We start from the raw sequence: 12,519 nt of genomic DNA, 5'->3' as shown, positions 1-12,519 counted from the left end.
CGAGCGTCCTTTAATCACTTCTGGGTCGTCGTCGGGGTTGATACGCCGTAGCGAATAACGTTGACGCTATCGCTGCGCTTGCGGCTCTGGTCCTCGGCCTTGCTTTCGACGATGTTGACGTCGGCGATGCTGCGCAACGCCAGCGACAGCGTGCCGCTCTGGCGCGCGCGGGCGAGCGTTTCGGTCTGCTCGGGCTTCAATTCGAGGGTCACCGTCCTGCCGACCACGGCGTTCTGGCCGTCTTTTTCCTTCGGCGCCTGGTCGATCGCGAGAACGCGAATGTTGGTCAGGATGATTTCCGAGTTGACGATGTCGGTCATGCCGGCGTGACTGTCCGGATTCTTCTCATGCTTCGAAAGAATGACGTCGACGCGGTCGTTGGGCAGGATAAAGCCGCCGGCGGCGGTTTCCGGCGAGATTTCGGTGGACACGGCACGCATGCCGGTCGGCAGGATTGCCGCCATGAAGCCCGACCCGTCGGCCTTCACCAGCTTCTGCTCGCGGATCGGCTCGCCGGTGATGAAGGGGGCGCGCGCGATCGAGCCTGTAATCTGGGTTGTTGCGTCCGGCCGTTCGTTGCGGCGGATGAAGCTGTTGCTGGCGGTCGCCGCCGGCCAGGTCTGCCACTGCAGGTTCTCCGGCTTGACCGATTGGCCGAGGCCGATGTCGGATTTCGCAACGAGAACGTCCACGGTCGGCAGTTGCACGACCGGTTCGGACGGGGGTGGCTTGCTATTGTCGGAACCACTCGCAAGGTACGCGGCAATGCCGCCGGCACCGACGGCGATGGTCAGGACGACAATGCGTGCCGTATTCATACGCTTCACTTTCCACATTACACCGCGACGCTTCCGTCGCGGTGACGGGAGTTGACCAGCTATTCGTCAAAGCATGGTTAATGAGGCGTATCTAAATCGCCTTAACGCCGAGTTTACTCAGGGTTGTCGGATATTTACCCGGCGTTTACTTAAGGCGCGATCAGCGCATGGCGAGGTGGGCGAGATCGATCGCCATGATCCACTCGGTCTGCGGATAAATCATCAAGGCACCGATCGCGAGTGCGATGCCGTAAGGAATTCCACTGTCCTTGGCGTGCAGCCTGAGCAGCCAGGTCTGGCGACACAAAGCATAGGGCAGCGGCCATTGCCGGAACTGGAGCAATAGCAGCGTCAGGACGCCGCCGAGCAGCGAGGCATAAACCAGATAGTTCATCAGGTGACCGAAGCCGAACCACAGCGCGGTGGCCGCCGCGAGCTTGGCATCCCCGCCGCCGATCCAGCCCATCGCAAAACACGCGAAAGCCACCGTCAGCACGCCGAAGCCGGCCCCCAGATGCGAAAGGATGTCGTAAAATCCCATGCCGCTGAGCAAAGCCAGAATCAGGAAACCCGCGGCCAGTGCCAGCGACACCCGGTTGGAAATCGTCATGGTGAGAAGGTCGCTCGCGGCCGCGAACGCCATCAGGGCCGGAAACAGCAGTAACCGCGCGATGTCGAGGATCATGGGAGTATATCGCCCGTGCTGCGGACAGGAGGTCGGAGCGTCGCCCGAGCATAATGAGCAGAAATGAACAATCGGGAAACGCAGCGATCAACAATCGAGGAGAAAGGATCGTTGGGCGGATCACCAGACCGCGGCAATCCGCAACGCGAGCGCAACGATCGCCAGCACCAGCGCCAGGCAGACCAGTTCGGCGGGCGCATCGCCGCGATAACCGGCGGCCACAGTCTTGCTGGCCGCGGCAGAGACGGCATCGGGTTTACGCATGGTACGCCATCGTCATCGGGAAAAAACAAAGGCCCCGGAACATCCGGGGCCTTTGCCGGTTGTCGGTAACCGACGATTAGCGCAAGCCGGTGTTGATCGAGGTGAACTTGCCGTTCAGGTTGGTGCCGAGGGTGTTGACGGTGGTGATGATCGCGAGCGCAATGCCCGCGGCGATCAGGCCGTATTCGATGGCGGTGGCGCCGGACTGGTCCTTCACGAAACGCGCAATCAGGTTCTTCATAACTAACTCCATGTGTACACGTGGCTGGTCGAACTAACGTTTGGTCTCGCCGGCGTTCTCAGCACCGTGACCATGGCGGTACCGTAAGGTGCGACAATTGCGACGCAGTTAATTCGATCGCGCAAATATGGGTGGAACCGGCAGTTCTTCGGCACAGTAAATTTGGAATTAAGAGTTTTGTTACAATGCGATGAGAGCATGCGTGCGTCATTGTATTGGGCCCGCGTGCACGCCTGACAGGTCCCCCGCATGGTCTCGTTCATGGCTCCTTAAACAACGACGGGTAACCGTTAAGACCGCAATCAGATGAGGCGGTCATGTCGAATTTGCCCTTGGAAGTCGTCGGAGTGTTTGGCCATACGATTGCCAAGGTGATTCCGATCACGATCGTGCTGGCTGTGGTGTTCGCGCTGCTCACGAACTTCTGGGCCTGCAACCCGGGAGCGCCATGGTGGCGCAAGCGCGAACTCGTCACCGACGCCTGCTACTGGCTTTTCGTTCCGGTATTCGCACGCGTGTTCCGCATCGGGCTCATGGTGCTCGGCGCCGGATACCTCTTCGGAATTCACGGCGCCGACGATCTGATCGCCTTTTACGACCACGGCCATGGCCCGCTCTCGGAGTTGCCGCTGTGGCTCCAGGGCATCCTGTTCCTGGTGGCGTCCGATTTCATGCTGTATTGGCTGCACCGGATGTTTCATGGCAGTGGGTTCTGGAAGTATCATGCGATCCATCATTCGTCTGAAGATCTGGAGTGGATCTCGGCGGCGCGCTTCCACCCGGTAAATCTGGTGATCGGGACCATCGCGGTCGACGTGATATTGCTGCTGGCGGGAATCTCGCCCGACATCATGCTCTGGGTCGGGCCGTTCACGACGTTCCATTCGGCCTTCGTCCACGCCAATCTGAACTGGTCGCTCGGCCCGTTCAAATATGTGCTGGCCACGCCGGTGTTCCACCGTTGGCATCACACGTTGCTTGAGGAGGGTGGCAATACCAACTTTGCCGGAACCTTTCCGCTCTGGGATATCCTGTTTGGAACCTTCCGGATGCCGGAAAACGAACTCCCCAAGGTCTACGGCGTCGACGGCGATCAGGCGATCCCGACGGCGATCGGTGGCCAATTGGCTTACCCGTTCCGGCACCTTTCTGCGGCGGTGAAGTCCACGCAATCCGCGTAACCGTGATGGCCATGCAAAGCGGTGCCGACTTCGCTCCGGGACGCGGCAGGAGCCGCGGCGTCCTGGCCCAGTTTCGCTCCGACGTTTGCAGTTCGTTCACTAATTAACGGCAGATTTGCCGCGTCGGGCGCCGGCTCCGCTGCGTATCGCTTTAGCCGGCTAGTCAACGCCCCGGGGTATAGTATGTCGTTCAAGTATCTGCGTACGCGCACCCGCGCGGTTTCCGGTTTCCGCGCGCTGGCGTTGGGAATTCTCGTGTGGCCCGCGATCGCCTTGGCCGAACCGGCGGCTGACGCCATCGACGTCAACGTCGACCAGGCAAAGCTCGTCAAGCTTCCCGCCCGCGTTTCGACCATCGTTGTCGGAAACCCGCTGATCGCCGACGTAACGCTGCAAACCGGCGGGATGATCGTCGTCACCGGCAAGGGATACGGCGCGACCAATTTCATCGCCATGGACCGCGCTGGCGAGGTGCTGGTGGACCGCGTCATTCAAGTGGAAGGCCCGACCGACAAGGTCGTCACGATCTACCGCGGCGTCGACCGCGAATCCTATAGCTGCATGCCGATTTGCCAGAAGCGGGTTACGCTGGGCGACGGCGAGGGCTATTTCAAGTCGGCGATGGATCAGGCCGGCTCGCTCTCGAGCCAGGCGAGCGGTGCAGGCGCCGGCAAGTCGAACAACTAAGGTTGCGACCAAGCTTTGCCGAACGGCATGCCGATCGATCGGGATCCAGGGCCTTGTTTGACGCGCTCTCTATCACGCGAACCGGCGGAGCCGGTCATCGGGCGCGCATTCGGGCGACCCGTCGGCTCGAAAACGCTATAGCCCTGAAAATGGTTAAGGCGCAGTTTATTTCACGGGTCACGCTTCTTCGGTGTGGCGAAACACTTCAACAATCAGTTTGAGGTAATTGTTGCGGGCAGATCATTACCGCCGCTGCAAGGAATCCTCAATGTCGTCCGCAGCTCCATTTGCCTCCGCCGGAATATTGCGCCGGTTCCGTCGCAGCCGCCGGGCCTCCGCCGCGGTTGAGTTCGCGTTGGTGGCGCCGATATTTTTCGCGCTGCTGTTTGCGATCATCGAAACCGCCATCATCTTCTTTGCCAGCCAGGTGCTGGAAACCATCACCCAGGATTCCGCGCGTCTGATTGAGACCGGTCAGGCGCAGAGCGGTCAGGTGATGATCAATGGGGTGGCGGCCTGCGCCGCCGCGCCCTGCACCCAGAGCGAGTTCCAGACCTATGTCTGCACCCAGATTCCGGCGCTGCTGTTCGGCACCTGCCCCCCTGGCGCCAACGGCATCTTCATCGACGTCGAGAACTATCCGGCGTTCACCAGCCTGACCATCAACAACCAGATCGTGGCCGGCACTTTCAACAACAACATGCAATACAAAACCGGCGGGCCCGGCGATATTGTCGTTGTGAGATTGTTCTATCAATGGCCGCTGTTCGTTACCGGCCTTGGCTACAACATCTCGAATTTGACGGGCAACCAGCGGCTGCTGGTCGCGACCTCCGTGTTCAAAAACGAACCTTACTAGGGCAGCACCATGAAGCCGATGTCGAAGATGTGGCGCCGGGCACGGCGTTCCCCATTCAAACTGCTCAGGGATCGCCGAGGCGTCGCCGCGATCGAATTCGCGATGATCGTTCCGATCATGCTGATGCTGTTCTTCGGAACGGTCGAGTTTTCGTCCGCGGTGGCGGTGGACCGCAAGGTCACGCTGATCGCGCGGACGCTTTCCGATGTGACGTCGCAATCGATCTCGGTGGCGACTAACGATCTGAGCAATTTCTTTACCGCCGGCTGCGCGATCATGTATCCGTACGCCGGGCCGCCGCCGTGCACCTCGACCAATAATCCGATGACGGCCGTGATTACCGAATTGTATGTCGATCCGACCACGCTGAAGGCGCGGGTGGAATGGAGTACCGTGTTTCAGCAAGGCGCGGCCACGTGCCCGCAAAGTGTGGTGCTTACGGCCGGTACAGTTGTGCCGTCGGTCCCGCCGGCCCTTTTGGTCAGCGGCACGTATTTGATCTACAGTCAGGTCTGTTATCTCTACAAACCCGCGGTGGCTTACGGGGTGATGACAAACCTGGGCATCACGCTGACCGATGTCGCCTACACGCGGCCGCGCCAGTCGCAATGCGTATGGTATCCGACGCCGACCTCGGGCCCGATACCCCCCTGTCCGGGGTGACGTTCAAAAATCAAACCGACCAAAAAACGAAAGGCCGCGCTGATAGCACGGCCTTTCTTATTTGATGTCGGTCTATGGCGCGAAGTGAACGTCGCGGCCGCTCGCATGCGCGAGCCAGGCCAGACGCAATTCGCTTAGCCGGCGGCGCGCAGATTGTCGGCCGACGACTTGCCAGAGCGGCGATCTGCCACGATCTCGTAGGAGATCTTCTGGCCTTCACGCAGCGTTCCAAGGCCGGCGCGCTCTACCGCGCTGATGTGCACGAACACGTCGTTGCCACCATCGTCCGGTTGAATGAAGCCGAAGCCCTTGGTCGCGTTAAACCACTTCACGGTTCCCATGCTCACGGGGGTAGTCCCTTCTCAAGATAGATATAGTAGTAGCCCACTTGCGATGGGCTGGTGAGATCGAATTTTTGGAAGGGTCGTCAGCGTCTAAACCGGCTGTACCGGTGGATAGCTAATGTCGTCCGGCCGAAAATCGATGGGGTATCCTATGCGAAGCGGGCCTTCAAAACAATCCTGAGGTGCGCGATTTTTTGCTTCGCCGATTTCGCAGCTGCGATAGCCCGCCGGCCCGCGGCGACACGAAGGTGTCATCCGCGGTGTCGGGGGCTTACGCGACAGGTTTAGCGGCGGCGGAACTGGCCGCGCGGCGGTGCGCCTCGCGGGGCGCCGCCACCCGGCCGCTCGTCCTTGTGGCGGAATATCAGGCGGCCCTTCTCCAGGTCGTAGGGCGACATCTCGATCGTCACCCGGTCGCCGGCCAACGTCTTGATCCGGTTCTTCTTCATCTTGCCGGCGGTGTAGGCGACGATCTCGTGCCCGGCGTCGAGTTGCACGCGGTAACGCGCGTCGGGCAGGATTTCGGTGACCAGTCCTTCGAACTGGATCAGCTCTTCTTTAGCCATGGTTATCTCCAGATCGATCAGCGGTTAGCGTGGCCGTTGGGTACGGTTGGGACGGGTATTCGGACGGCTTTCGCGATGCAGGAAAGCGACGCCCTGCATGCTCTCAGCCCTTTGGCCTTCGGTTTTGGCGCCGCCATGCGACGGACGGATCGGTTCCTGCCGGTTGGCCTCGTGCCGGTTGGATTGCGGAGCACCATTGTTACCACCGGGACGAGGCCGGCGGCGAGGACCTTTTGATCCCGGGGCCGCTTCATTTGCCCGGCCCGCATGGGCGCGCGGGGCGGACCTTGCGCCACGATGTTGCGTCGGCGCGGGCGCCGTATCGCGATGGCCCGGCGTGCGGCGGTCTTCCTTCGGAAGCGTGATGCGGATCAGTTTTTCGATATCGCGCAGATACGCCAGTTCCTCGCCGCCGGCGACCAGCGAGATCGCAACGCCCTCGGCGCCGGCGCGCGCGGTGCGGCCGATGCGGTGGACATAGGTCTCGGGGATGTTCGGAAGATCGAAATTCACCACATGGCTGATGCCATCGACGTCGATGCCGCGGGCCGCGATGTCGGTGGCGACCAGCGTGCGGATCTGGCCGGAGCGGAACGCCGCCAGCACGCGCTCGCGATGGTTCTGCGACTTGTTGCCGTGAATGGCGTCGGCGGTGATGCCGGCCTTGGCGAGGCCTTTCACCACCTTGTCCGCGCCATGCTTGGTGCGGGTGAAGATCAGCGCGCGATCGACCGGTTCCTGCTTGAGCAGTTGCGCCAGCAAGGTCGGCTTGGCGGAATGGTCGACCTGGATGATGCGCTGGGTAATGCGCTCGACCGTCGAGGCGACCGGGGTCACCGCGACGCGGGCCGGGTCACGCAGCATCGCTTCGGCCAATTCGGCGATATCCTTCGGCATGGTCGCCGAGAAGAACAGCGTCTGCCGCTTGATCGGCAATTTGCCGACGATCTTCCGGATGTCGTTGATGAAGCCCATGTCCAGCATGCGATCGGCTTCGTCGAGCACGAGGAACTCGACCTGTCCGAGTTTCAGGCCGTTGCTTTGCACGAGATCGAGCAGGCGGCCGGGCGTGGCCACCATGACTTCGACGCCTTGCATCACCGAACGGACCTGGCGGCCCATCGGCACGCCGCCAATCGCCAGCGTCGAGCTGAGGCGCATGTGACGGCCATAGGCGTTGAAGCTCTCGAGAATCTGTCCCGACAATTCACGGGTGGGCGAGAGCACCAGCACGCGGCAGGCTTTCGGCTGCGGCTTGATGCGGTTCTCCAGAATGCGATGCAGGATCGGCAGCGCAAAGGCCGCGGTCTTGCCGGTGCCGGTCTGGGCGATGCCGACGACGTCGCGGCCGGTCAATGCGATGGGGATGGTCTGCGCCTGGATCGGCGTGGGGGTGACGTAGTTCTCTTCTTTGAGCGCACGCGAAATGGGTTCGGCGAGGCCGAAGTCCTGAAAGGAGGTCAAAAGGATGGTTCTTTCCATTATAAAAGGCAGGCGCCCGGCATTGTCAGCCAGGAGCGCGCGAGGGTGTCTGAGACACCCGCGTGTTTGGGGCGTCGGTTTTGGTTAGCTGAAGGGGCAAGCCAGAAACCGTTGGACGGGCTCAGAACACGCGGCTCGCGATGACCCGGTGATTCCCTGGGTCGTGGTGCTCATATGGAACACGAACGCGGCGCTTTCAAGGTGAATCGTGCAACGATCCGCCGGCGCAGTTAAGAGGCAGGCAAATTCGCTAACAGATTCAGGGGTGAGCGATGGATCCCGCGCGCAGAATAACGCTGCCGAAAATTTAGACATCTTGTCATATTTGCACGAGAATTAGGCGCGCTGCTAAAAAGGAATACAATTATTCGGTCTAAAAATTAGGCAGAGATGTCGGCCGTTTTGTGGCGCTGATCGAAATTGATTAAACCTGCCATATACTTAGGTGCTCCTCGGAGCATGGCACGGTTCTTGCGATTCCGTTAAGCGCAGGCGGCCGCGGGGCCGTTTCGCAGCGTTTAAACGACTGCGTCAGGGAGATGACACCTCATGCTTACTCAATCGACTCACGATATAGCGACGTCCCACAGCCGTCGTCGCTGGCTGGCGGCTGCCGCCGGGCTGGTTTTGGGCTTGTCCGGATTTACCTCGGCCAGGGCCGACGACGACACCATCAAAGTCGGCGTGCTGCACTCGCTCTCGGGCACCATGGCCATCAGCGAAACCACGCTAAAGGACACCGTCCTGTTCATGATCGATGAGCAGAACAAGAAGGGCGGCGTTCTCGGCAAGAAGCTCGAAGCCGTCGTGGTCGATCCCGCGTCGAACTGGCCGCTGTTCGCCGAAAAGGCCCGCGAGTTGATCACCAAGGACAAGGTTTCCGTGGTGTTCGGCTGCTGGACCTCGGTGTCGCGCAAATCCGTGTTGCCGGTGTTCAAGGAACTGAATTCGATCTTGTTCTACCCCGTGCAGTACGAAGGCGAAGAGAGCGAGCGCAACGTGTTCTACACGGGTGCTGCGCCGAACCAGCAGGCGATCCCTGCGGTCGACTATCTGATGAAGGAAGAAAAGGTGAAGCGCTGGGTGCTGGCCGGCACCGACTACGTCTATCCGCGCACCACCAACAAGATCCTGGAAGCCTATCTGAAGTCCAAGGGTGTCGCCCAGGAAGACATCATGATCAACTACACGCCGTTCGGCCATTCCGATTGGCAGACCATCGTCGCCGACATCAAGAAGTTCGGCTCGGCCGGCAAGAAGACCGCTGTGGTCTCGACCATCAACGGCGACGCCAACGTTCCCTTCTACAAGGAGCTCGGCAACCAGGGCATCAAGGCGACCGATATTCCGGTTGTCGCGTTCTCGGTGGGCGAGGAAGAACTCGCCGGCATCGATACCAAGCCGCTACTTGGCCATCTCGCGGCCTGGAACTATTTCGAATCGATCAAGACGCCGGCCAACGAGAAGTTCATCAAGGAGTGGCAGGCCTACACCAAGAACCCGAAGCGCACCACCAACGACCCGATGGAAGCCACCTATATCGGCTTCAACATGTGGGTGAAGGCGGTCGAAAAAGCCAAGTCGGTTGACGCCGACAAGGTGATCGACGCGTTGCCGGGCACCAAGACGCCGAATCTGACCGGTGGCGTGGCCGAGGTGCTTCCCAACCATCACATCACCAAGCCGGTGTTCATTGGCGAAATCAAAGGCAATGGCCAGTTCGACGTGGTGTGGAAGACGCCGGGCCTCGTTGCCGGCGACGCCTGGTCGAAGGAACTGCCGGACTCCAAGGACCTGGTCGGTGATTGGGTCGGCAAGAAGTGCGGTAACTACAGCACCAAGACCAACAAGTGCGGCGGTCAGGGGTCCTGACCGGATCCTGAACATCGAGCAACGACGGAAGGCGGCGATGTCCGCCGCCTTCCTTTTGCCTATGCCGGGGTCGTCCAGTGCTTAGCAACGTTCTAAAAAAATTCCGCGCGGTGCCCTTTGCGTTATTGATGCTGTTTTCGATGCTGGTCCCGGTAATGGCGGGACCGTTCGAGGACGCGGTCGCCAAATTCGCCAACGACGATTATTCCGATAGCGAGGATGCCGTCGGCGCGATCGCGACCTCGGGCAATCCGCTGGCGTTTTCGATCATCAGCGCGCTGCAGGACGGCCGCTTGATGGCCGATCCCGACGCCAAGAAAATCTACGTGACGCAGCCCGACGGCAAGTCGATCGATGCCTTGACCGGGGCAGCCGTCGCCAGCGTTCCCGACAGTGCCGCCGCCGTTCGGCTCAACAACCATTTGCGCCGCGCCGTCGAGGCCGCCCTTGGCGGCTTGACACTGTCGTCTCCCGACCCCGAAAAGCGCATCCTGGCCGCGCAATCGGTCTACAAGGGCCACGACGAGGCGATGCTGCCATTGATCGATGGCGCGCTGCAGAAAGAAACCAATAAATCGGCCAAGCAGGCCTTGACCGAAGCGCGCGCGGCGATCCTGTTGTTCAAGGACGACGCCACCGAACAGCAGAAGCTGGAGGCGATCGCGACCATCAAGGCGCGTGGCGACCAGGAAGCCCTGGCGATGCTGACCGACGTGCCGGCGGATGCGCCGCCCGCGGTCGCGCATGCCGCCACCGCTGCGGTCTCGGCGATCCAGCAACGGCTCGCTCTGTGGTCGGTGGTGCAGAACGCCTGGTACGGCCTGTCGCTCGGTTCGGTGCTGCTGCTGGCCGCGATCGGTCTTGCCATCACCTTCGGCGTGATGGGCGTCATCAACATGGCGCATGGCGAGATGGTGATGATCGGCGCCTACGTCACCTTCGTGGTGCAGCAGACCATCCGCAGCCACTTTCCCGGATTGTTCGATTATTCGCTGGTGTTCGCGGTGCCGCTGGCCTTCATCGTCGCCGGCGCCATCGGCGTCGTGATCGAGCGAACCATTATCCGCTTTCTCTACGGCCGGCCGCTGGAAACCTTGCTGGCGACCTGGGGCCTGTCGCTGGTATTGCAGCAGGCCGTGCGCACGATGTTCGGTCCCACCAACCAGGAGGTCGCCAATCCCTCCTGGATGAGCGGCGCCTTCCAACTCGGACAGATCTCGATCACGTATAATCGGCTTTGGATTCTGTGCTTCACCATGGCGGTCTTTGCCATCCTGCTGGCGATGCTGCGCTACACCGCGCTGGGGCTCGAGATGCGCGCGGTGACGCAGAACCGCCGGATGGCGGCCTCGATGGGGATTGCGACCTCGCGCGTCGATGCGCTGACATTTGGGCTCGGCTCCGGCATTGCCGGCATCGCCGGCGTGGCGTTGTCGCAGATCGACAACGTCAGCCCCAATCTCGGCCAGAGCTACATCATCGACAGCTTCATGGTGGTGGTGTTCGGCGGCGTCGGTAATCTGTGGGGCACGCTGGTCGGCGCGTTCACGCTCGGCATTGCCAACAAGTTCCTGGAGCCGGTGGCCGGTGCGGTGCTGGGCAAGATCGCCATTCTGGTGCTGATCATCCTGTTCATCCAGAAACGTCCCCGCGGCCTGTTCGCGCTCAAGGGCCGGGCGGTGGAAGCATGATGGCGCATGTGCTCACGCGCTCGCTGGACCGCAGCGCGACCGTATTCCTGCTCGTGGTCGCGGCGGCCGGCGTGCTGATCCCGCTGTCGAACCTGTTGTTGCCGGCGGGCTCCATGTTTCAGGTGCCGACCTATCTGGTGGCGCTGTTCGGCAAATATGTCTGCTACGCGATCCTGGCGCTCTCGATCGACCTGATCTGGGGCTATTGCGGCATTCTCTCGCTCGGCCATGGCGCGTTCTTCGCGCTCGGCGGCTACGCCATGGGCATGTATCTGATGCGCCAGATCGGCAGCCGCGGCGTCTACGGCAATCCGATACTGCCGGATTTCATGGTGTTCCTGAACTATCCGAAGCTGCCCTGGTACTGGTACGGGTTCGATATGTTCTGGTTCGCCGCCATCATCGTGATCGTGGCGCCGGGGCTGCTCGCCTTCTGCTTCGGCTGGCTGGCATTCCGCTCGCGCGTCACCGGCGTCTACCTCTCGATCATCACCCAAGCGATGACCTATGCGTTGCTGCTCGCCTTCTTCCGCAACGATTTCGGGTTTGGCGGCAACAACGGCCTGACCGATTTCAAGGATATCCTCGGCTTCAACATCCAGGCCGGCGGCACCCGCGCCGCGTTGTTCGCGCTGAGTTGCCTTGGGCTGATTGTCGGCTTCCTGATCTGTCGTGCGATCGTGACGTCGAAGCTCGGCAAGGTCTTGATCGCGGTGCGCGACGCCGAATCCCGCACCCGGTTTCTCGGTTACCGCGTCGAATCCTACAAACTGTTCGTCTTCACGCTCTCGGCCTGCATGGCGGGGGTTGCCGGCGCGCTCTACGTGCCGCAGGTCGGCATCATCAATCCCGGCGAATTCGCGCCGGGCAATTCCATCGAGGCCGTGATCTGGGTCGCCGTCGGCGGCCGCGGCACGCTGATCGGCGCGGCGCTCGGCGCCATCGTGGTCAACTACGCGAAAACCGTGTTCACCTCGGGGCCGCTGGCGCCGTATTGGCTGTTCATGCTGGGCGCGATGTTCATCCTGGTGACACTGCTGCTGCCGAAGGGGATCATCGGCACCTTCAATGCCTGGTGGGAACCGCGCAAGACCAAGCGGTTGTCGGAATTGGCTGAAAGTGCTGCACGCGAAGACGGCGTCAGCGAACCCAAGATGGCGGAGTGA

Annotated in this window: 14 protein-coding genes; 7 read left to right on the top strand and 7 right to left on the bottom strand. The window is 61.3% G+C overall.

From position 1 onward, the window contains the following. Positions 1–14: 14 nt before the first annotated feature. The 4 genes from cpaB to GSQ88_RS01270 form a co-directional block, all read right to left on the bottom strand. Positions 15–818: a Flp pilus assembly protein CpaB gene (gene cpaB / locus GSQ88_RS01280; RefSeq protein WP_174247887.1), complete on the bottom strand. Its 804-nt coding sequence runs from the start codon at positions 816–818 to the stop codon at positions 15–17. Positions 819–978: 160 nt separating this feature from the next. Next, positions 979–1,503, bottom strand: coding sequence for an A24 family peptidase (locus tag GSQ88_RS01275; RefSeq protein WP_159005436.1), 525 nt, complete (start codon positions 1,501–1,503; stop codon positions 979–981). Positions 1,504–1,623: 120 nt separating this feature from the next. Then, positions 1,624–1,767 (bottom strand): hypothetical protein, encoded by a 144-nt coding sequence (locus GSQ88_RS34865; protein WP_174247886.1) that lies wholly within the window; start codon positions 1,765–1,767, stop codon positions 1,624–1,626. A 76-nt stretch (positions 1,768–1,843) separates the two neighbouring features. Beyond that, positions 1,844–2,008, bottom strand: coding sequence for a Flp family type IVb pilin (locus GSQ88_RS01270; protein WP_159005434.1), 165 nt, complete (start codon positions 2,006–2,008; stop codon positions 1,844–1,846). Between the two features lie 317 nt (positions 2,009–2,325). On the opposite strand from GSQ88_RS01270, the gene GSQ88_RS01265 reads away from it, so the two are divergent. From GSQ88_RS01265 to GSQ88_RS01250, 4 genes are all read left to right on the top strand, one after another. Continuing rightward, positions 2,326–3,189, top strand: coding sequence for a sterol desaturase family protein (locus GSQ88_RS01265; protein WP_159005433.1), 864 nt, complete (start codon positions 2,326–2,328; stop codon positions 3,187–3,189). Between the two features lie 183 nt (positions 3,190–3,372). Then, positions 3,373–3,876 (top strand): pilus assembly protein N-terminal domain-containing protein, encoded by a 504-nt coding sequence (locus GSQ88_RS01260; RefSeq protein WP_159005431.1) that lies wholly within the window; start codon positions 3,373–3,375, stop codon positions 3,874–3,876. A gap of 268 nt (positions 3,877–4,144) precedes the next feature. After that, positions 4,145–4,735, top strand: a complete 591-nt coding sequence (locus GSQ88_RS01255) for a TadE/TadG family type IV pilus assembly protein (protein ID WP_159005430.1) — start codon at positions 4,145–4,147, stop codon at positions 4,733–4,735. 9 nt (positions 4,736–4,744) lie between these two features. Continuing rightward, on the top strand, positions 4,745–5,398 hold the full coding sequence (locus tag GSQ88_RS01250) for a TadE/TadG family type IV pilus assembly protein (RefSeq protein WP_159005429.1): 654 nt from the start codon (positions 4,745–4,747) through the stop codon (positions 5,396–5,398). A gap of 134 nt (positions 5,399–5,532) precedes the next feature. Here GSQ88_RS01250 and GSQ88_RS01245 read toward each other — a convergent pair whose 3' ends face one another. The 3 genes from GSQ88_RS01245 to GSQ88_RS01235 all read right to left on the bottom strand — a co-directional run bounded on the left by GSQ88_RS01245 (position 5,533) and on the right by GSQ88_RS01235 (position 7,790). Next, positions 5,533–5,745: a cold-shock protein gene (locus GSQ88_RS01245; protein ID WP_011474122.1), complete on the bottom strand. Its 213-nt coding sequence runs from the start codon at positions 5,743–5,745 to the stop codon at positions 5,533–5,535. 281 nt (positions 5,746–6,026) lie between these two features. Next, positions 6,027–6,308, bottom strand: a complete 282-nt coding sequence (gene infA, locus GSQ88_RS01240; RefSeq protein ID WP_143575210.1) for a translation initiation factor IF-1 — start codon at positions 6,306–6,308, stop codon at positions 6,027–6,029. A 24-nt stretch (positions 6,309–6,332) separates the two neighbouring features. Then, on the bottom strand, positions 6,333–7,790 hold the full coding sequence (locus GSQ88_RS01235) for a DEAD/DEAH box helicase (RefSeq protein ID WP_159005428.1): 1,458 nt from the start codon (positions 7,788–7,790) through the stop codon (positions 6,333–6,335). 549 nt (positions 7,791–8,339) lie between these two features. On the opposite strand from GSQ88_RS01235, the gene urtA reads away from it, so the two are divergent. From urtA to urtC, 3 genes are all read left to right on the top strand, one after another. After that, positions 8,340–9,662 carry an urea ABC transporter substrate-binding protein gene (gene urtA / locus GSQ88_RS01230; protein ID WP_159005426.1) on the top strand — a complete coding sequence of 441 codons (1,323 nt, stop codon included), beginning with the start codon at positions 8,340–8,342 and terminating at the stop codon, positions 9,660–9,662. A 128-nt stretch (positions 9,663–9,790) separates the two neighbouring features. After that, positions 9,791–11,353 carry an urea ABC transporter permease subunit UrtB gene (gene urtB / locus GSQ88_RS01225; protein ID WP_159005585.1) on the top strand — a complete coding sequence of 521 codons (1,563 nt, stop codon included), beginning with the start codon at positions 9,791–9,793 and terminating at the stop codon, positions 11,351–11,353. Continuing rightward, complete coding sequence (urtC, locus tag GSQ88_RS01220) at positions 11,350–12,519, top strand: urea ABC transporter permease subunit UrtC (RefSeq protein ID WP_159005424.1); 1,170 nt, start codon at positions 11,350–11,352, stop codon at positions 12,517–12,519. Before urtB ends, urtC begins: the two co-directional genes overlap by 4 nt.

The organism is Bradyrhizobium sp. S69 (assembly GCF_009766005.1).
In the GTDB taxonomy this organism is placed as follows: Bacteria; Pseudomonadota; Alphaproteobacteria; order Rhizobiales; family Xanthobacteraceae; genus Bradyrhizobium.
The sequence above is the reverse complement of the archived record's forward strand: the minus strand, read 5'-3'. Positions and strand labels throughout refer to the sequence as shown.

What these genes read in the sequence shown, in the direction of transcription:
- GSQ88_RS01255 (WP_159005430.1), top strand. Translation starts at nt 4,145, where the DNA reads ATGTCGTCCGCAGCTCCATTTGCCTCCGCCGGAATATTGCGCCGGTTC.
- infA (WP_143575210.1), bottom strand. Translation starts at nt 6,308, where the DNA reads ATGGCTAAAGAAGAGCTGATCCAGTTCGAAGGACTGGTCACCGAAATC.
- GSQ88_RS01250 (WP_159005429.1), top strand. Translation starts at nt 4,745, where the DNA reads ATGAAGCCGATGTCGAAGATGTGGCGCCGGGCACGGCGTTCCCCATTC.
- urtB (WP_159005585.1), top strand. Translation starts at nt 9,791, where the DNA reads ATGCTGTTTTCGATGCTGGTCCCGGTAATGGCGGGACCGTTCGAGGAC.
- GSQ88_RS01275 (WP_159005436.1), bottom strand. Translation starts at nt 1,503, where the DNA reads ATGATCCTCGACATCGCGCGGTTACTGCTGTTTCCGGCCCTGATGGCG.
- urtA (WP_159005426.1), top strand. Translation starts at nt 8,340, where the DNA reads ATGCTTACTCAATCGACTCACGATATAGCGACGTCCCACAGCCGTCGT.
- cpaB (WP_174247887.1), bottom strand. Translation starts at nt 818, where the DNA reads ATGAATACGGCACGCATTGTCGTCCTGACCATCGCCGTCGGTGCCGGC.
- GSQ88_RS01260 (WP_159005431.1), top strand. Translation starts at nt 3,373, where the DNA reads ATGTCGTTCAAGTATCTGCGTACGCGCACCCGCGCGGTTTCCGGTTTC.
- GSQ88_RS01270 (WP_159005434.1), bottom strand. Translation starts at nt 2,008, where the DNA reads ATGAAGAACCTGATTGCGCGTTTCGTGAAGGACCAGTCCGGCGCCACC.
- urtC (WP_159005424.1), top strand. Translation starts at nt 11,350, where the DNA reads ATGATGGCGCATGTGCTCACGCGCTCGCTGGACCGCAGCGCGACCGTA.
- GSQ88_RS34865 (WP_174247886.1), bottom strand. Translation starts at nt 1,767, where the DNA reads ATGCGTAAACCCGATGCCGTCTCTGCCGCGGCCAGCAAGACTGTGGCC.
- GSQ88_RS01265 (WP_159005433.1), top strand. Translation starts at nt 2,326, where the DNA reads ATGTCGAATTTGCCCTTGGAAGTCGTCGGAGTGTTTGGCCATACGATT.
- GSQ88_RS01235 (WP_159005428.1), bottom strand. Translation starts at nt 7,790, where the DNA reads ATGGAAAGAACCATCCTTTTGACCTCCTTTCAGGACTTCGGCCTCGCC.